Annotated in this window: 15 protein-coding genes; 12 read left to right on the forward strand and 3 right to left on the reverse strand. The window is 57.2% G+C overall.

What is annotated here, in order from left to right:
* Window positions 1–295, forward strand: a 295-nt coding sequence (locus F1529_RS17535; protein ID WP_196220397.1) for a DUF3147 family protein, incomplete at its 5' end; no start/stop codon positions are given.
* Between the two features lie 205 nt (window positions 296–500).
* Here F1529_RS17535 and F1529_RS10690 read toward each other — a convergent pair.
* Both F1529_RS10690 and ylqF read right to left on the reverse strand, forming a co-directional pair.
* Window positions 501–1841 carry a site-specific integrase gene (locus tag F1529_RS10690; RefSeq protein WP_062817548.1) on the reverse strand — a complete coding sequence of 447 codons (1341 nt, stop codon included), beginning with the start codon at window positions 1839–1841 and terminating at the stop codon, window positions 501–503.
* A gap of 337 nt (window positions 1842–2178) precedes the next feature.
* Window positions 2179–3117, reverse strand: a complete 939-nt coding sequence (gene ylqF / locus F1529_RS10695) for a ribosome biogenesis GTPase YlqF (protein WP_155134579.1) — start codon at window positions 3115–3117, stop codon at window positions 2179–2181.
* Between the two features lie 205 nt (window positions 3118–3322).
* Here ylqF and F1529_RS10700 point away from each other — a divergent pair, with 205 nt between their 5' ends.
* The 11 genes from F1529_RS10700 to F1529_RS10750 all read left to right on the forward strand — a co-directional run bounded on the left by F1529_RS10700 (window position 3323) and on the right by F1529_RS10750 (window position 16007).
* Window positions 3323–4525: an acyl-CoA dehydrogenase family protein gene (locus F1529_RS10700; RefSeq protein WP_155134582.1), complete on the forward strand. Its 1203-nt coding sequence runs from the start codon at window positions 3323–3325 to the stop codon at window positions 4523–4525.
* A 27-nt stretch (window positions 4526–4552) separates the two neighbouring features.
* Window positions 4553–5677 (forward strand): acyl-CoA dehydrogenase family protein, encoded by a 1125-nt coding sequence (locus F1529_RS10705; RefSeq protein ID WP_155134585.1) that lies wholly within the window; start codon window positions 4553–4555, stop codon window positions 5675–5677.
* A 137-nt stretch (window positions 5678–5814) separates the two neighbouring features.
* Window positions 5815–6441: a TetR/AcrR family transcriptional regulator gene (locus F1529_RS10710; RefSeq protein WP_007149012.1), complete on the forward strand. Its 627-nt coding sequence runs from the start codon at window positions 5815–5817 to the stop codon at window positions 6439–6441.
* 166 nt (window positions 6442–6607) lie between these two features.
* On the forward strand, window positions 6608–7498 hold the full coding sequence (locus F1529_RS10715) for an oxygenase MpaB family protein (protein WP_155134588.1): 891 nt from the start codon (window positions 6608–6610) through the stop codon (window positions 7496–7498).
* Between the two features lie 11 nt (window positions 7499–7509).
* A complete protein-coding gene (locus F1529_RS10720) occupies window positions 7510–9180 on the forward strand; it encodes a class I adenylate-forming enzyme family protein (protein WP_230457767.1) in 1671 nt (556 codons plus the stop codon).
* Window positions 9181–9251: 71 nt separating this feature from the next.
* Window positions 9252–10877: a lipoprotein insertase outer membrane protein LolB gene (locus F1529_RS10725; RefSeq protein WP_230457768.1), complete on the forward strand. Its 1626-nt coding sequence runs from the start codon at window positions 9252–9254 to the stop codon at window positions 10875–10877.
* Window positions 10874–11434 carry an FMN-binding protein gene (locus F1529_RS10730; RefSeq protein ID WP_155134594.1) on the forward strand — a complete coding sequence of 187 codons (561 nt, stop codon included), beginning with the start codon at window positions 10874–10876 and terminating at the stop codon, window positions 11432–11434. Before F1529_RS10725 ends, F1529_RS10730 begins: the two co-directional genes overlap by 4 nt.
* A 92-nt stretch (window positions 11435–11526) precedes the next feature.
* Window positions 11527–14172 carry a YdbH domain-containing protein gene (locus F1529_RS10735; protein ID WP_155134597.1) on the forward strand — a complete coding sequence of 882 codons (2646 nt, stop codon included), beginning with the start codon at window positions 11527–11529 and terminating at the stop codon, window positions 14170–14172.
* The gene (locus F1529_RS10740; RefSeq protein ID WP_007150851.1) at window positions 14169–14363 is read left to right on the forward strand and encodes a YnbE family lipoprotein; all 195 of its coding nucleotides are present in this window, start codon (window positions 14169–14171) and stop codon (window positions 14361–14363) included. Before F1529_RS10735 ends, F1529_RS10740 begins: the two co-directional genes overlap by 4 nt.
* A gap of 9 nt (window positions 14364–14372) precedes the next feature.
* Window positions 14373–14696, forward strand: a complete 324-nt coding sequence (locus F1529_RS10745) for a YdbL family protein (protein WP_007150870.1) — start codon at window positions 14373–14375, stop codon at window positions 14694–14696.
* A gap of 204 nt (window positions 14697–14900) precedes the next feature.
* Window positions 14901–16007, forward strand: a complete 1107-nt coding sequence (locus F1529_RS10750; RefSeq protein ID WP_155134600.1) for an OmpA family protein — start codon at window positions 14901–14903, stop codon at window positions 16005–16007.
* A 135-nt stretch (window positions 16008–16142) separates the two neighbouring features.
* On the opposite strand, the gene recD is transcribed toward F1529_RS10750, so the two are convergent.
* A complete protein-coding gene (gene recD, locus F1529_RS10755; RefSeq protein WP_155134603.1) occupies window positions 16143–18080 on the reverse strand; it encodes an exodeoxyribonuclease V subunit alpha in 1938 nt (645 codons plus the stop codon).
* Between the last annotated feature and the right edge of the window lie 119 nt (window positions 18081–18199).

Consider the following 18199-nt stretch of genomic DNA (forward strand, 5'->3'; position numbering starts at 1 on the left):
CGAGCTGGCTAAGCAGAGTGATAGGGTGGGGGCGCTATTGGCGTCACTGCCTGTCGTTACACTAATGGTCTTGGTGTGGCTTTATTTTGAGGGCCAACCCACTGCCAAACTGGCCAATCATGCTTGGTATACCTTTTGGTATGTGCTCCCAACGCTGCCCATGTTCGCCTTATTCCCAGCAATGCTTGAGCGCTGGGGATTTTGGCTGGCTTTATTAGTGTCAGCTTTTTTGACCGTGTTTTGTTTTGCTCTGCTTGCTTTCTTGGTAAAACGCTGGGGAATTGATCTATGGTGAGGAAAGCGACTATTTTGCGGAAAATAGCCCAATCCTGTTTAGACTAATGTCGATTGCTGGCTGTCAGAATTCAATAATAGGCGTGTTATTTAGGCGTGGGTCAAATATGTGAGTATATTCTTCATAGAAAGAGTAGGTAGCCTGAATGCTTAGTTGAGCTCTAGATGTCACTTGGAGCGAAAACTCTCATTTAACGCATCAGCTATCATCTTGGTTCTGTCAGATCCTGGAGCCGGGAGCCCAATTTCTCCCAAGCCTCGCTGCATTCCTTGGTATAGCTATGGCGTTGATAGGTCCTTTTAACCCTATTTTCTTCGGTGTGGTTCAGGCAGCGTTCTGCGACTTCAGGAAGTACGCCTAGAGCGGTCATCATGGTTGCGCCGGTTCTGCGAAGGTCGTGAGGTGTCCACTTGCCACCGGGTAAACAAAGAGCTTGCGCGTTGTTAGTGCGATTGCTCATGGTGCCACTATTTGACGGGCGCTGTCGGTCAGAAAGCTGCTTGGTTATGGTTTTTGAGCAGAGAGGGCCGGTTTCCGCTCTGTTCGGGTAGCACCATGGGGACAGGCCTGTCATTTCCTGCAGCTGTTGGAAGAAACTGACAGAAAAGGCTGACAGGTGTACTTGATGAGGCTTGCCGTTCTTGCTGTTTTCGGCAGGAATAAGCCAAGTTCTTTGCTCTAGGTCAATATACTCCCAGCGTGCCGCCAGAAGTTCACCAATGCGGCAACAGGTGGAAAGTGCTATCCAGACAGCCAATTCAGAGGTTTTCAGCAGGTTGGCAGAGGGTAGGGCGTTTGTCAGTTGTCGAATCTCGTCCTCGGATAGCACTCGGTCACGTTCAGTCTCCTTACCTCCGATTTTGGCTTTCCGAATACTGCTGCTGGGGTCGAATTCAATGATGTCTCGGTCCACGGCAAAGCGGAACATCTGTCGCATCAGGCTGAATACGACTTTCACCATGCGGGTGACACCCCGTGCCGCCATGGCATCTGTCACCTGAGTGATGTGCCCTTTACGGATGTCTGCGACAAAGACTTGGCCAATGAGGGGGAGAACGTCCTTCTCGAACATGCGCCGGACTTCTGTACCCTTGTCTTTCCGGTGTGACACGTCAATTTCCATCCATCGCTCAAAGAGCTGGGAAACGGTTTGCCGAGAAGCCAGTGCAGCGGCCTCGGCCTCTTTTTGTGCCGCTTCTTGCTCAAGGCGTGATAGCTCTGCTTGCCTAGCGGCCTCTCGAGCGGCCCGTTCTGAGTTAAGGTGCTCTCCAATGTTCTTGATGCCTGAGACGTAGAGCCGCGATAACTCGCTGGCTTGGGTGCGGGCTTGCTTGAGAGTGAGCCCGGTGGTGCCAGTGCGTGAGTAAACTCCAAGCGGGTGAAACTGGCGTTTACCTGTCTGGTCACTGTAACGGAAGTAGAAGAGATGCTTCCCGTTTGGCTGAAGTCTGACCATGAATCGACCATGCCCACGTGGGCCGTCTTCGGTTAGCCAGGCATCTTTGGGCTCTTTTGGAGTGAGGTGTCTATCTGTGATGATGCCCATGTATGCTCCGAAATCTCGTCACCGTTCCGTCACCGTTCCGTCACCGTTTCTCAATCGCTTTCGGTGGATTCTAGTGGACGTTGTTGGACAATGCAAAGATGTATTTTTAACTAACTTACTGATATTTAATGGTTTGTAGATTCTGTTGGACGGCGACGGACAAGCTGTAACCTTTATGGGGTGCAAGGGGTAGGAGGTTCGAATCCTCCCGTCCCGACCAATCGAGATACAAAAAAGCCCGGCTGGAAACAGTCGGGCTTTTTTGTGCCTGGTGTCAGCGTACAGAGTACTTCACCGGGGGCTTTGTGCGGTGCATAAAGAACTTGAAGCGCATCAGTCAGGGCTTCCCTTTCGCTTTATACGCCGCTTTACGTGCTTTTTTCTTTGCCTCTTTTTCCTCTTCTTTCCTGCGCCGGATTTCTGCCACCTTTACATGCTCCTTCTCCGCCATGGCCGGGGTTTCCAGGGTGATGGGGCCGAGCTTTGCGCTGCGATACTCGTTGATGAGCAGAGCGGCGGTGCGGTCAAAGTCCACGTGGCCGCCTTTGCCGATACAACCGCGTTGCTTGCCGATGGTTTCCAGGAAAGGTACGCCTTCATCCGGCAGGGTCTCCAGTTTGAAGCGCTCCTTCATTAACTCCGGGTAGGCCTGCATTAAGTATTCGGCGGCGTACAGGGCCACGTCGTCTTCCTGCATGGCGGTGGCCTTGATGGCGCCGGAGAGGGCGAGGCGGTAACCACTGTCCGGGTTTTCGATTTTCGGCCAGAGGATGCCGGGGGTGTCGATGAGCACCAGGCCGTTGCGCAGGTCGATGCGTTGCTGGCGTTGGGTCACCGCCGGTTCGTTCCCCGCTTTGGCGATGATGCGGCTGGCCAGGTTGTTGATCAGGGTGGATTTGCCCACGTTGGGAATGCCGGTGATCAGGGCGGTAACGCTGGTGGCGCGGTCGGTCCGCTTGCCGGCCATTTTCAGGGCGGTATCCACCAGCTTGCGGATTTGTTCCGGCTTTTCGGTGGTGATGGCCAGGGCGCGTACGCTTGGATCCTGTTCCAGATGGGCGAGCCATTGTTCGGTGACGGCGGGATCGGCCAGGTCGCTTTTGCTAAGCAGCTTGAGACAGGGCTTGTCGGCCCGGAATTGCTCGATTACCGGGTTGGCGCTGCTATAGGGCAGGCGGGCGTCTACCACTTCGATGATCAGCTCCACCTTGGGAAGAATGTCGCGGATTTCGCGGATGGCCTTGTTCATGTGGCCGGGGAACCAGTTGATGCTCATGGGCGCCGTATCGTGTTCATTGAATGTGGAGGGAGTATAAACCAGGTGGGTGGGAGAATGTTGAGGGTTGGCTGGGGGCATATTGGGAACAGATTTCCCGGGCTTTTGACGGTTTTGGCCAGCCCGGTGACACGAATCGTCATTAGTGTCTCATATGGCCTCCCGTACACTGACCTGATTGAGTCTATAAACAGTGGAGTGCGTCATGGATCTGCAGGTGCCGGAACAGGAAGCATCATTTCGGGATGAGGTGAGAACGTTTCTGGAGGAAAACCTCACCGATGAAATTCGCGAGGCAGGCAAGATGGTGACATCGGTGTTTTCACCGGTGAAAGAGGCCATGGCCTGGCAGACGATCCTGAATGACAAGGGCTGGGCGGCACCGCATTGGCCAAAAGAGTTTGGAGGCACCGGCTGGAGTGTGACCCAGCGAGCCATTTTCGCCGAAGAGCTGGTGCGTGCGGAAACACCCCCGCTGGTACCCATGGGGCTGCATATGTGCGGGCCCTGCCTGATTGGCTGCGGCACCGAAGAGCAGCAGAAGGAATACCTGCCAAAGATCCTCAGTGGTGAACATTTCTGGTGTCAGGGGTACTCCGAGCCCGGAGCCGGTTCCGATCTGGCATCACTGAAAACCTTTGCCGAGAAAGACGGTGATGACTACATCATCAATGGCACCAAGATCTGGACCACCTACGCCCACCATGCCAACAAGATGTTCGCGTTGGTGCGCACCCGTAAAGACGGCAAACCGCAACAGGGCATCACGTTTCTGTTGCTGGATATGGATCTGCCGGGCATTTCCATTGAGCCCATCGTGGGGCTGGATGAAGTCCCGGAGCAGTGCCAGGTATTCTTCGACAATGTCCGCGTCCCGCAGAAGAACCGGGTCGGTGAAGAAAACGATGGCTGGACTGTGGCTAAATATCTGCTGACGTTCGAGCGTGGAGGTCAGGAGTATGCTCCCAGCCTTCATGTGCAGCTGGAGAAGATCAAGATGATGGCCTCCAGACAACAGACAGTGTTCGGTTCGTTGCAGGATGACCCGGTGTGGCAGTACAAGCTGGCTCAGCTGGAAGCGGATGTGCTGGCTCTGGAATTTACGGAAATGCGTATCAAGTCGGCACTGTCAGCTGGCAAGGACCCTGGCGCACTGTCATCCATGACCAAGATCCTGGGCACGGAATTGCTGCAGGCCATCACGGAGCTGCGAATTGAAACCCTGGGGGCACAGGCGACGATCTGGCAGCCCCAGGCGCTGGTGCCCGGTGACGAGCAGCCGGTTATCGGGCCGGAATATGCGCTCACGGCGATGCCTCATTATCTCAATTCTCGGGCCTGCTCCATTTACGGCGGCTCCAACGAAGTCCAGCGCGGCATCATCGCCAAAGCTGTACTGGGTTTGTAAACGTCCGCCAATAAAGGAGAGATCGTCATGAATTTTCAATTGAGTGAAGAGCAGCAGATGTTGGCGGACAGTGCCAAACGTTTTGTCCGTGACAACAGTAATGTGGAAAGCCATCGGCAGAATAAAAAACTGATGCCCCTGAATGAAGCCACCTGGCAGCAGCTTGCGGAGCTGGGCTGGCTGGCGGTGCCGTTTGAGGAAGAACACGGCGGCATGGGCATGGGGCCGTTGGAAACCATGGTGCTGTTAGAAGCTCTGGGCGAAGGTTTGATTATGTCGCCGTATATCGCAACCGTGGTGTTGGGCGGCGGGTTTCTGCGCCGGGCGGATGCTGCGACGCAAGCGAAAACCCTTCCCGCCTTGATCGAAGGCCGTTTGCAGTTGGCGTTTGCCGCTGAAGAATACGAACGGGTTTTTAGCCTGGAAAACACGACCCTTCAGGGCGCAGTGAAAGGCAATGATGTGGTGCTGAATGGCACCAAGGCATCGGTCATGAATGGTGATCAGGCCGATCTGCTGGTGGTGCTGGTTCGTACCGGGGGGCAGCCGGGTGAAAAGGAGGGCTTGTCCCTGCTCCTGGTGGATGCCAATGCCGAAGGGATTGAGCGTGTGCCGCATCGCATGATGGATGGCCGCCAGGGTGCGGAAATCCGCTTCGCTGACGTGAGCGTGTCCCAAGATGCATGTATTGGTGAATTGAACAAGGGCTACGACGTGGCCAAGGCGGTTCTGCAGGAAGGCGTGCTGGCCTTGTCGGCGGAGAGCGTGGGCAGCATGTCCGTATTACTTGATGATACGGTGGAATACACCAAGACCCGCAAACAGTTCGGCGTGCCGATCAGTAAGTTTCAGGTATTGCAGTTCCGTATGACGGATATGTTCATCGCCATGGAGCAGACCCGCTCCCTGTTGCTGGCGTCGACACTGAAATACGTGGAAGGTCACGCTGATGCGGATAAGGCCGTGCATGCCATGAAGGCCCAGTTGGGCCGCGCCGGGCGCAAGATTGGTCAGGAAGCGATCCAGATCCATGGCGGTATGGGCATGACCGATGAACTGGGTGTGGGCCATTTCGTGAAGCGTCTGACCGCAGCGGATGGGCTGTTTGGTAACGCCGATGTGCATTTAAGGGGGATGGTAAAGCCTGCCTGAATCGATGCCGGGGCGGGGGGCTGGCCGCCCCCGCTGTGTGTGATGATTGCGGGCCGGGAAGCCATAAGGTATATACCCCTGATGAGGGCGTTCGCTTGGGGTGCTCGTGTATCCGGTTTGAATCACAGGGAGTTGGAATGTCGCGTAAACATATCGCATCGGAGGCACTGCTCAAGAATATTCAGGTTCCCCAGGGCGACAAAACCTACGAGAAAATTCTCGATGCCGGGTTGGCGCTGTTTGTGGAATTCGGCCTGCGGCGTACCACCATGGAGGATGTGGCGACCCGGGCGGGCATTGGTCGGGCGACGGCCTATCGCCGCTTTGCGGACAAGGACCAGTTGATTCAGGTGGTGATTTTGCGCGAATGCCAGCAGCAACTGGCGATGATAGAGAGCGACCTGGAGAAAGTGGACGATGGTCTTGAACGCGTTCTAGAGTCCTTTGTACTGGCGGTAACCCGAGCCCATCGGCACCCGTTGCTGAAGCGGTTGCTGACCTCGGAACCGGAAACCATTTTGCCGTTACTGACGCAACGGCTGTGGCAAATGATGGGATTCTTTCGCATCTATCTGGCCGGGCTGTTGCAAGTGGAGCAAGACAACGGCGCCATACGGCAGCAGCCCATGGAGCCCATGGCTGAGCTGATGCTACGGCTTATGCAATCCATGGTGCTGTCCCCTGATGGCATATTGAACCCGGCCGATGCGGCCAGCGTTCGTCAGGTAGCAGAAGACTACCTGCGCCCGCTTCTGGCTCCTTGATAGCCTTCCTGACCCTCTTACTAACCCAATTCTTCCTGACTCAAAGTAACGGGTAATTGATCCTTTTGTTCTAAACATAATGCGGAAAGCTGTATGCATGGGTTGCTTTTCGGTCTGCGTGAGACGTATTTTTTAATTTGTCTCACAGCCAGTGATCGAATGTTTCATGACACAGAGCGCCGAACAAACAGAACGACGCCTGGACCTTCAACCTTTAGGGCCAGATTCCCTGACCTGGCAGGATTTCGGTTCCTGGCGTTTTCATTTGATGCTGCCACAGGCTTTTGTGTTGCAGGTGGCGCACCCGATTATTGATGCGGGTGTGGGGGAACACTCCGTCTATAAAACGGACCCCTGGGGCCGCGCCAAACGGTCCACGGAATTGTTGTGGCCCATCGTGTATGCGCGCCCCCAGCGTGCGATCGAGATGGGTGTGAAACTGTACGACCTGCATCGCTCCATCAAGGGCGTCGACAAGCACGGCAAAAAGTACTTTGCGCTGGACCCGGAGGCCTACAGCTGGGTGCACATCACCGGTTACGACGCCACCCTTCGCATGCATGAGCTTTACGGCACGTCGCCCACCACCCGGCAGCGCCATGCGATGTTTGCCGAATGGCGGCAACTGGGAAAACTGATGGGCATCCGTGACAAGGACCTGCCCGCCACGGAGAGCGAATACTGGGATTACTTCCACGGCATGATCCGCGACAAGCTTGAGTGGGGAGCGGTGGTGCAGGATCTCATGCGCCCCGAGCATTATCTGGAAATCCCCAAGCCCCCAAACAGCAAGATACCCGATACCGCCTGGCGCATGATCCTCGCCGTGATGGGGCGCTTTATGCGATTCAATTTGCGCGCAACGCTGCCCGATGCGTTCCGCGAAACCTTCCATATTCCCTGGACGACTAATGACGAGCGCCTTTTCCGTCTGTGGTGTGGCACTTATCGCACCATGCATGCCCTGACACCGAAAAAGTGGCGATTGATTCCACTGGCCCGCAAAGCCTACACGGATGCGCAGCGCCACCCTGAAGCCTATAACAGCAATAACTGAAGGTGCTTTTTATGAAGTCGGATACTCGCCCCTGGTTGTCTACCTATGAATCGATGGGCTATGACTGGCACACCCTGCCAGAGCTGCCCGAGAAAACCCTGTCGGACTATGTGCGAGGGTATGCGGAGCAGTTTCCGGATCGCGAAGCGCTGGTGTTTCTGGGGCATGCCATGAGCTACCGGCAACTGGATGAGATGGCTGATCGCATGGCGGCGTTGTTTGTCGCGCAGGGCGCCAAAGCGGGCGACGTGCTGGGCCTGCAGATGCCAAACACCCCGCAATATGTGGTGGCCTTTATTGCGGCGGCGCGTCTGGGCATGGTCAGTACCAGCATCTCGCCTTTAATGACTCCGCCGGAAATTATTCACCAGGCCAGCGATGCCAGAGTAAAAATCCTGATGACGCTGATGCCGTTCTGGCAGACCTCCATTCCACCGGTATTGGGCAAGGTTGAAAGCCTGAGCACGGTGATTGTGTCCGGGCCCATGGATCTGGTTACTGGCCAGGGAGAAAGCGTGGAGGAATCCCGGGACGGTGTGAATGTCATGTCGTTGCATGATCACCTGCCGTCCAGTGCGGATCCGGTCAACACGAAGGTAGCGATGGATGACGTGCTGTATCTGCAGTACACCGGTGGCACCACTGGTATGCCGAAAGGGGCCCGGCTCAGTTCGTTCAACCTGTTCATGAATAACCTGCAAGCCAACGTGTTCTATGGCTATCGCACCGGTGAAGAAACCGTCGCCTCGGCGTTCCCGCTGTTTCATATCGGCGGGGCGGCCGTGTTGTTCAATGCCCTGCGTACAGCGTCCACGTTCCTGCTGATCCCGGATCCCCGGGACATTGATCATTTTGTTGGCGAAATGCAGAAGCGGACACCGACGGTGCTGGCGGCGGTGCCGGCGTTGTACCAAATGCTGTGCGCTAACGACACCTTCAAATCACTGGATTTCAGCGGCTTGCGCATGGCCATTTCCGGTGCCGCACCGTTTGCCAAGGAAGAAGTACAGAAACTGGAAAGCGTGGTCGGTGCCGGCAAGTTTTGCGAAGTGTACGGCATGACGGAGACCAGCCCGGTGATCACGCTGAATCCGGCATCACACTTCAAGGAAGCCCACGTGGGGATTCCGCTGCCGGGCACGGATGTGCGCATCGTGGATGCTGAAGACGGCAATATCCCGATGCCCCTGGGCGAAGCCGGAGAAATCATCGCAGCGGGTCCACAGATCATGCAGGGCTATCTGGCCATGCCGGAAGCCTCTGAAAAGGCACTGCGGGTGATGGATGGTCAGACGTGGATGCACACCGGTGACATTGGCGTCATGGATGAAGACGGTTTTATTCGCGTCTGTGACCGCAGCAAGGACATGCTGATTGTCGGCGGCTACAAGGTGTTTTCCGTGGAAGTGGAAAGCAAGGTGCAGAGCCTGCCATGGGTCGCCATGTGCGCAGTTGTCGGCCGCCCGGACCATGACCGGCCGGGTAACGATGTGGTGCAGCTGTATATTCAGCGCATGCCGGACAATCAGGCGTCCGAGTCAGACCTTAAAGCAGAGTTGTCCACGTTCTGCAAAGCCAATATGTCGCCTTACAAGGTACCCAGAGAGGTTTTCTTCATTGATGCCATTCCTCTTACCTCCGTGGGCAAGATCGACAAGAAAGCCTTGCGACAAACCGCATAAAAGCAGCCCGAATACCAACAACAATTAGGTGAATGATGATGATCTCCTTGCTGCCTCAACAGGGTAAAAAAATGCTGTTGGTCCTGCTGCTTGGCCTGCAGGGCTGCTCTTCCCTACAAGAGTCGAGCTATGTGCCTACCTCTCCGGAAACACTGAATGAGTGGATGGTGGAAGGTCAGTTTGTGCTGCGTGCGGATGGCATAAAAAGCAAAAGCTATTTTTACTTCAAGCAGCTGGGAGAAAATTACCAGCTGGCCGTGTTGATGGATGATCCAGTGGGTGCCCCCAAGGCGGTGATCAGCGGCAATGTCTATGCGCCGCAAGAGGAAACGCTGGATGTGATCGGTGGGGCGAGCGCCAAGAAAGTGGCTGAGCACCTGCATGCCCAGCTCCAGGCGGGAGATCTGTCCTATTGGGTGCGGGGGCTGCCTGCCACCGCCAATGCGGTGATCTATCAGGAGAATCTATACCTGCCGGAGTCCATCGAAGAAAACGGGTGGAAGATTGCTTACCAGGATTACATGTCCGTGCAGGGGGGCTATCGCTTGCCTGCAGATATGGAAATGAAATCTGAGGGCGCGTCTCTGGATCTGGAACTGGTGCGAGCGGAAACCGGGTTTCTCACCAGCCCCTGTGATCAGGGCATAGCCGATGATCAGGAAACGGATAGCCCTGACGGTGCCTATGACTATGCCAGCGATGATGCGGTGAAGCGGTTGGTGCCGGAGGATGACAGCGCGCCGTTGCCGCTGTGGATTGATGAAGCCAACTTCTGTAAACAGCTGGCCAAGGTCCATAACAACAAAATGCCCAATCCCCGCGAGGGGCTTTTTGGCCCGGATTCCATGATGTGGAAACTGGATGGTTTGAGCGCGCCACCCGCCTTTGGTGCCGGTCGTGCACTGTTGTTGCAGGTAGCACACCCCTGGGTAACCGCAGGTATTGATCAGCACTCGGAAGTGCGTAATGACCCCATGGGGCGGGCTCGTCGTACTTTCTATCATATCTCCAGCATGGTGTTTGGCAGCATGCCCCAGGCGATGGCCTCGGCGAACCAGGTGCGGGATATCCATGAGGAAATTGACGGTGAAATGACTGAAGAGGCCGGTGCTTTCCACCGGGGTTCCGAATACCGGGCCAACGAAATCAACGCCATGATCTGGGTGCATGCAACACTGTGGGAAACCATCGTCCACATGTACGAAAAGCTGGAAGATGATCTGACCCCGGAAGAAAAAAATCAGTTCTACGAAGAAACCAAACTGTTTGCCATGTTGTTCGGGATTCCGGAAAGCGCGCTGCCTAAAGACTGGGATGCATTCATGGATTATAACCGTGCCATGTGGGCAAGCCCGCAGCTGACGGTAACGCCCAATGCCATGCAATTGAAGGAAGACCTGTTTGACGCCAAGTCCATCTGGATGATCGCGCCACTCTGGGGGCAGAAAATCATCACCGCCGCCGAATTGCCACCGCGTATTCGGGATCAGTACGACATGAAGTATGGCTGGTGGCAGAAATTCAACTATGGCTGGATTCGTGGCGCCACCTGGACCGCCCAGGTGTTGATGCCGAAGAGCATGGAGTATCACCCGATTTATCATGAGGCACAGGCGCGTCTGGAAGGTGAGCGGCTGGGCGGTTATAACCAGTGGTTGATTGAAGCCTTCTTCGATAAGGAGCGGCTGGTCAATTGAAGAGGCGCGGCATCAATCTGGTGATGACGGCGCTGTGGCTTGTCATGAGTGCGCGGGCATTGGCGATCAGCGGCTATGATGAAACCGAGTTTATGACGGTGGATGCGTTTTTGTCCCAGGTCTATGGCGAGCCATTGCCGGGGATGTCTCTGTTGCCGTTACGTGGCGACCTGCGTGACCAGGTAGAGACGGCACTGGGGCACCGGTATCGCGGCCTGCGTTTGCGTTACTGGCAGCAGGGGAACGTGACGACCTGGATCATCGACGAGAAAAGCAAGGACATGCCGATGACCCTGGCCGTGGCCGTGGGGCCGGCCGGCATTACTTACCTGAACGTGTTGGTATACCGCGAACCTCGGGGCGGGGAAGTGCACCAGGCATTTTTTCGTCAGCAATTTGTCGGGATGACCCTGCAGGATGACCTGAGCCTGTCCCGTGAGGTGGATGGTATTACCGGCGCCACCCTGTCGGTGGATGCCGTCAGCCGCGTGGCGGCCATGGCCCTGCTGCTCCATCAACACGTCATGGCCTCACAGGCAGAACCGGCCACAGACTGAACCCCGGCCTTTCCAAACCCGCCCTGACGTCTCACTATCGAACCATTGACGCTGCCGGCCCTCTAACGTTTATGGTTCGATTCTCCTCGCGCATGCTTCGCCGCTGGGCATATGGCTTGTTGTTACTGCTGGCCACCGTGCTGCTACTGATTCTGGTGGCGGTGGGCTGGGCCTATGGTGCAGGCGTGCGCGTTAGTGAACCGGGTTGGCAGCAAGGCCTGACACTGGGGCAGTGGCGCCTGATACGCGACGATTGTGTGGCCGCCCGTGGCACGGACCTGACGCTTGAGGGCGCCTGGCCGCTCAAGATCAAGCAGCGGGTGCTTGCCGTCTACGATTGCAGTGCCGGGAGCGCCCCGGGGGCTTCCAGTGAGGGGTTCCCCGACGGGCTTCCCTGGACGCCGCCCTTTGATCTGCAGGTTGCCGAGCTGGACCTGTCTGCATTGATTGATACCCCCCTTCCCGTCATGGCGATGCAGCTTAATCAACAGGAGCAGCGCTGGCAGCTGCAAGCGTCTGCACCGCAGGTGGCGCTACAGGCGCAATACCAACGCGCCGAGGGGCAATGGACAATCAACAGTGAAGGGGCGCTAAGCGCGCTGTTGCCGGATTGGCAGGGCCACTGGCAACTGCATGGCGAAGGGCGTTGGCAAGGAGAGCCAGACGGGGACATACAGCTGGAGATGCGCTCGGCCGGACCGGTCACGCAATCGCAACGGGCGGACCTGATCGCGCAAGCCCATTTTCAGGGAGTCGACTGGCAGCTGCAGGCGGATCTGGCCCAGCCATTGGCGCTGAACAATGACTGGCAACTGACCGCCGCAGAGCCCCTTGAGGTGGCGGGCAACGGCCTCGCGTTGACGAACGCCAGGGGCAAGCTGCAACTGGCAGGCCCGCCGGGCACGGTGACATTGCAGGCTCATAATGATCCCGACGCAACCAACCCGGCGGGGCTTGAACAGGGCCGGGGGATGTTGCTGTTGCAGGGCGACAGCCTGGGCGGTCAGCTGGACTTTCATTGGCAGGACCGCGTGCTGGTGCTTGAGCCGGCGTCGCTGACCTTGCCACAAAATCTCACCGCGCAGTGGCAGGAGCCACTGCAGATACCCATGGCCCGTTCCGGCCGGGCCGATCTGCCGTTGCGGTTGGGTTACGACGGCTTGAACGTGAAAACCAGTTCCAGCCAGATTCAGTGGCAACGGGCAGGGGCTGAAGACGCGAGTCAGCTCGATTGGCAGTGGGCCGGCGATCTGTCGCTGCAGGGCCAGTGGCAGGGCTACCAATGGCAGGGAGAGTGGCAGGGCGCTGTCGGCAGTAATGGGCTGGAGGGTGAGCCCGTCAAGCTCACGGCGCGGCAAGGGAGCGATCGTCTGAGCTTTCTGATGCCGGTAAATACCTTGCAGCAGGCCCCGTATGGTGCCGAGGCCAAGGTGAGCGGCAACATGTCCGGTTACCCGCTGGACGGCACCCTGGCTTTTGCCCAGTCCGGGGCCGGCTGGGCCGGTACGCTCCAGGCCAGTACCACCTTGCCGCAGTTTGAGCGTGGCGGGCAGGTGACGGTAAAGGCCCCCTGGTCGTTGGCGGATGGCACGGTCAGCGTGGCGGCAGGGAGTCGGGCGTCAATTTCCGAAGGGCTTATCGGGCAGGCCTTGATCCGGCCGGTATCGCTGCGTGCAACGGGGCCGTTGCAGATCAATGGACAGGGCATCACCGGCACCGTGGCCATTCATGGCGGTGGCTTACTGGCCGCCCGCTGGCGGCTGCCGCCGATATCAGGAACGGCGACGATGAAAGGCAAGCGGGTGCAGGGCCGGTTAACCGTCAGTGAGTGGCAAAGCGAATTGCGGGCCAAGGGTGCGCTTGAGAATAATGGTGGTGCGAGTGGCACCTTGACCATGCGCAGCGCGCTGGTGCCTGCCATGGGGGTGGGCCTGGCCGCTACTCCACGGCAAGGTCAGCTGGAAGGCAGCGGCCGCTGGCAATGGCGGCGGACGCTGAAAGCTTCCGGGGATATCACGCTCACCGGTGCGGATCTGGACTGGGGCAGCGTGACGGCCCGTGGCGCTGCCGGGGTGCTTCATGGTGAATATGATAACGGTCAAGTGCAGCTCAGCAGCACCGGCCCCGTGACGGTGGACACCCTGGATATTGGCACGCCGATCACTGATCTCGAGCTCACCGTGAATAGCGACCTGTCTCAATGGCAATTTACTGATATCCGGGCCGATCTGTTGGGCGGTTATTTGCGATCCCCGGCACTGGACTGGCCCTCCGTCCGCCCGCAACCGGTGGTGATCAGCCGTATTGATCTCGCCGAAGTGGCCGCATTGCAAAACCCGCCACCGGTGTCCCTGTCCGGGCGAATCGGCGGCTATGTCCCCTTGCAGTTGGGAGCGGATTTTCTGGTCATCGAACAGGGGCGATTAGCCAACGAAGAGCCTCTGTCGTTGATCATTCCTGCTTCGTCCAGCGTGCAGGCCATGGCCGACTCCAATCAGGCGGTGAAGTTGGCGCTGGACAGCCTTAGCACCCTGTTGATCAGCGACTTCCAGGCGCGCATGGCCATGGATAAAGTGGGTTGGCTGGATGCGGCGATCACCATTAAAGGGATAAACCCGCAAAGAAAAAATCTGCCGGTAGTGTTTAACTACACACACCGGGAAAACGTGTTGGCGTTGATGCGCAGCTTGCGCATTGGCGATGAAATCACTGAACAACTGCGCACGGAGAATCGATGATGAAAAAACTCGGGCTGGGCACGGTGTTGCTGGCCGGCTGGCTGTTGGCGGCTTGTACGCCCACGGTGGCCCTGAAAGCACCGGAAGATCCCATCACTATTAACCTGAATGTGAAAATTGATCATGAAATCCGTTTGAAAGTGGAAAAGGATATCGATCAGTTGTTCAGTGAAGACAGCGACCTGTTTTAAGGAGTGGGTATGAAAATGTTGAAATCTGCATTGGCCATGGTGGCCTTGCTGCTGAGTATGGCCGCGTTTGCGCTGGATCTGGACGCAGCGAAAAGCCAGGGTCTGGTCGGTGAGCAGACGGATGGTTACCTGGGCGTTGTGAAAGCGACACCGGCGGCGGTGGAGCTGGCGGCGGATATTAATCAGAAACGTCGGGCCGCTTACGAACGCATTGCCAAGCAAAACGGCATCACGCTGGAGCAGGTGGCCAGGCTGGCGGGCCAAAAAGCGATTGATAAAACCGAAGCCGGGCAGTACGTGAAGACGCCGGGTGGTCAGTGGGTTGAAAAATAATTGTATAAAAAAAGTTTTTCTACCAAAGCATTGGGATGAAAGTTCCAGGTAATGTTTTCGTACTGGTTTAGTGTAAACCGTTGATAGTAGAGGGGTTAAATTTCGGTAAATTCAGGGGCCTGGCGCCTCTTTGTGGCTGCTTGTTTTCCTTTCCAGTGTTTAAATTCCCTAAGAAATTCGGGAACAACTGGAAAGGAATCTGCCATGAAAACCTTTTTGCGTATGACCGCTGCGGTGCCTCTGCTGATCAGCCCCTTTGCATTCGCTGGGGAAAATGTGCCTGACCAATACGGGTACATCGGTGGGCATGCCAGCTACTATACTTTTTATGACAATGACGTCATCGGTAATGGTGGTGATGGCCTGGACGATGTGCCGTTTTATGGCGCTCAGCTGGGTTGGCGTTTCGCTCCAAACTGGTCCGTGCAGGGTTGGTACGAAGAAGTAGACGGTGACGCGGAGAGTAAATACAACTCCGGTCGTCGTCTGGACATGAAAAATTATTACGTCAGTGGCCGTTACCACTTTGATGACCATGGCCTGCTGGGTTTCGAACCCTATGCCGGTATCAATGTGGGCGAGCAGCTGATTGAAAGCTTGAATAACCCCAACAGTGACGATAACGACGAGCTGATGACCGGTGTGGAACTGGGTGTGCAGCGCGCGTTCTTCAAACACGTGATTCTGGATCTGGGTACCCGTCAGGCATACAGCCAGGACCGTGAATACTGGGAAGGCCAGGTCTATGCCGGTATTAATCTGGCGTTTGGCATCAGCGATGACGACGGTGGCAGCAGTGACGATGAAGTGGTTGCTGCAACCCCCGCGGAAGTGGTGACTGGCGACAGTGATGGCGATGGTGTCAATGACGACAAGGACCGCTGTCCGAACACCGCTTCCGGTGCGGTGGTGGATGCGGACGGCTGTCAGGTCTACGAGTCCATGCAGAATCGTGAAACCTCGGTGATCTACTTCGGCTTTGACCGCGACACCATTCAGGGTCAGTTCAGCGATGAAATCAAAGGTGTGGCGGATCGTCTGAATGCGGGCGAGCAAGGGCGCATCCGTGTGGAAGGCCATGCTGACAGCACTGGTCCGGCCGATTACAACCAGGGCCTGTCCGAGCGTCGTGCCCAGTCAGTGAAAGACCGCCTCATGAAGGACTTCTCCGTCGGGTCTGACAAGATCACCACGGAAGGTTTCGGTGAGAGCAAGCCGGTGGCAGACAACAGCACTGCTGACGGTCGTGCCAAGAACCGCCGCGCGGACATCATCGTGGAAACCGAAGAGAAAGAAGCGCAGTTCAAATAAGCGCGTGATGTAGAAACAAAAAACGGGATGCTTCGGCATCCCGTTTTTTTATGCCGCTCTGCGGCCGCCACACGGTTCACGCAACAGGCAACACGCCATGAGCCTGCCGTTTTTTCAACTTTGCACTTTAAACTTTCAACTCAACCGTTCTGCCAACCCCGACGCCCGCCAGGTCCGTTTTTTCACCGCACTGTCCAGTACTGACGGTTTGCCGAACTCCAGCAAGGTGAAGCGATCCCGTGCGCGGGTGACGGCCGTGTAGATCAGTTCCCGGGTGAGTAGCGGATGGGAAGCGTCTGGCAGTACCAACAGAGTATGCCTGAATTCCGAGCCCTGGGATTTATGCACTGTCATGGCATAGACGGTTTCCACGCCGTCCAGGCGACTGGGTAGGACCCACTTGATACGACCGTCTGGCAACTGGAATGCCACTCTCAGCAGCAACTCCGGGTTCCCTGATTTTTCCTCAAGCAAGGGCAGCGTCAGTCCCACATCGCCGTTCATCAAGCCCAGCTGATAATCGTTGCGCGTCATCATTACTGGGCGGCCTGGATACCATTCTCGTTCCGGGGCCAGGTCCTGTTGTTGCAGGTGGCGGGTGATGCGCTGGTTCAGTTGCTCCACCCCAAACGGCCCGCTGCGCAAACCGCTGAGCAGTTGCTGGTGGGTAAGTTGCTTGAGCAATGCGGTGGCCCAACCATCGAACTCTTGCCGTTGTGTCGGTGGCATCGCCACTGCCTGAAACAGAGCACGCAAACCCGGTTGATCGCCACTGCCGTTGAGCAGAAGGGTTTCCAGTTGCTGGCCGTCGCTGGGCAGGGGGTGACGATGCAGGCTGTCCGGGTATTGTTGAAAGGCCTTGCGTACCTGCGGCAGGTTTTCTTCGTTCACCGCCCGAGCCAGTGCCCCGATACCTGGGCTGTCCTTGGAGCGCCAGTTGGTACGTAACATGGCAGTTTGCTGGGCCAGATCGTTGCCCGGGGCTTGCTCGGTTTCCTTAAAGTCGCTGATGTCGGCGTTGCAGGTGTCGTTAATGAAATCGATGGTGCTCTGTTGATAGCGACCTTCGTGGGCATGACGACACAGATCCCCCATTACGGCACCGGCTTCCACGCTGGCAAGCTGGTCCTTGTCACCGAGAAGAATCAGCTGGGTGTGTGGGCTCAGGGCTTCCAGCAGGCTGGCCATCATGTCCATGTCGATCATGCTGGCCTCGTCCACCACCACCAGATCCGCGTGGAGGGGGTTGTCAGCATGGTGGCGAAAATGACGGCTGTCCGGGCGGGTGCCGAGCAGGCGGTGCAGGGTGGTGACTTCCGTGGGGATGGCGTCACGTACCGCGGTTTCCACGTCGAGTTTTTCTACCTGTTCGCCGATGGATTCGGTGAGCCGCGCCGCCGCCTTGCCGGTGGGCGCGGCGAGGCGAATGCGCAGGCGCTGGTTGTCCGCCATGGCCAAGCTTTGCAGCAGCCCCAGCAGACGAACCACGGTGGTGGTTTTGCCGGTACCGGGGCCGCCGGTGATGATGCCGATACCGCTGCGGCTGGCCAGGGCGCAAGCTATCTGCTGCCAGTCGGTTTGGTCGTTGGTGCTCGGGAATAATCGGGCCAGGGCGTCGCGCAGGCGCTCGGCGGGTAACGGGTTGGTTGTGGCCAGTCGTTGGTCGATGGCTTCGGCGACGGCCACTTCCCGGGCCCAGTTACGGCGCAGGTAAAGGCGGCTGCCGTTAAGCACCAGCGGTGTGCTGCCGTTCTGGCTTACCAGCGGGCTTTGCTGTAAATCATGGAGCCAATCGTCCGGCTTGCCGGGCAGCAGGGAGACCAGCTCCGGCGGCGGGCTGGTGCCCCACAGCTGAGTGGCCAGCTCCCGGTTTTTCAGATCCAGGCACAGGTGGCCGCTGGCTTGTTGATTGCTGGTGAAGGCGGCAAGTAGCAGGACGGGATAACTTGCCTGCGGACATTGCTGTTTAAGAAAGCGGGCAATGGCCACGTCCAGATCGCGCAGCAAACTGTTGTCACGCAGCAGAAGCAGGGCATCTTCCCAGGTGAGGGCGGAGAACAGGTCAGATTGCATGGAAAGCCTCCGACCCAGTTGAAAGTGGAAAGTTGAAAGTTGAAACGCGGGAAAGCCCTGAGCCGGCCGAGCAGGGTCTACGCCGCGATTGATATGTTGTGGGGCGCGGGCACTGCATT

This window comes from Alcanivorax sp. VBW004 (assembly GCF_009718865.1).
Taxonomy (GTDB): Bacteria; Pseudomonadota; Gammaproteobacteria; order Pseudomonadales; family Alcanivoracaceae; genus Alcanivorax.

Coding starts and splice junctions, on each gene's coding strand:
- F1529_RS10700 (WP_155134582.1), top strand. CDS start 3,323: ATGGATCTGCAGGTGCCGGAACAGGAAGCATCATTTCGGGATGAGGTG.
- F1529_RS10735 (WP_155134597.1), top strand. CDS start 11,527: ATGCTTCGCCGCTGGGCATATGGCTTGTTGTTACTGCTGGCCACCGTG.
- F1529_RS10745 (WP_007150870.1), top strand. CDS start 14,373: ATGAAAATGTTGAAATCTGCATTGGCCATGGTGGCCTTGCTGCTGAGT.
- F1529_RS10725 (WP_230457768.1), top strand. CDS start 9,252: ATGCTGTTGGTCCTGCTGCTTGGCCTGCAGGGCTGCTCTTCCCTACAA.
- F1529_RS10715 (WP_155134588.1), top strand. CDS start 6,608: ATGACACAGAGCGCCGAACAAACAGAACGACGCCTGGACCTTCAACCT.
- F1529_RS10690 (WP_062817548.1), bottom strand. CDS start 1,841: ATGGGCATCATCACAGATAGACACCTCACTCCAAAAGAGCCCAAAGAT.
- ylqF (WP_155134579.1), bottom strand. CDS start 3,117: ATGAGCATCAACTGGTTCCCCGGCCACATGAACAAGGCCATCCGCGAA.
- F1529_RS10710 (WP_007149012.1), top strand. CDS start 5,815: ATGTCGCGTAAACATATCGCATCGGAGGCACTGCTCAAGAATATTCAG.
- F1529_RS10705 (WP_155134585.1), top strand. CDS start 4,553: ATGAATTTTCAATTGAGTGAAGAGCAGCAGATGTTGGCGGACAGTGCC.
- F1529_RS10750 (WP_155134600.1), top strand. CDS start 14,901: ATGAAAACCTTTTTGCGTATGACCGCTGCGGTGCCTCTGCTGATCAGC.
- F1529_RS10740 (WP_007150851.1), top strand. CDS start 14,169: ATGATGAAAAAACTCGGGCTGGGCACGGTGTTGCTGGCCGGCTGGCTG.
- F1529_RS10720 (WP_230457767.1), top strand. CDS start 7,510: ATGAAGTCGGATACTCGCCCCTGGTTGTCTACCTATGAATCGATGGGC.
- recD (WP_155134603.1), bottom strand. CDS start 18,080: ATGCAATCTGACCTGTTCTCCGCCCTCACCTGGGAAGATGCCCTGCTT.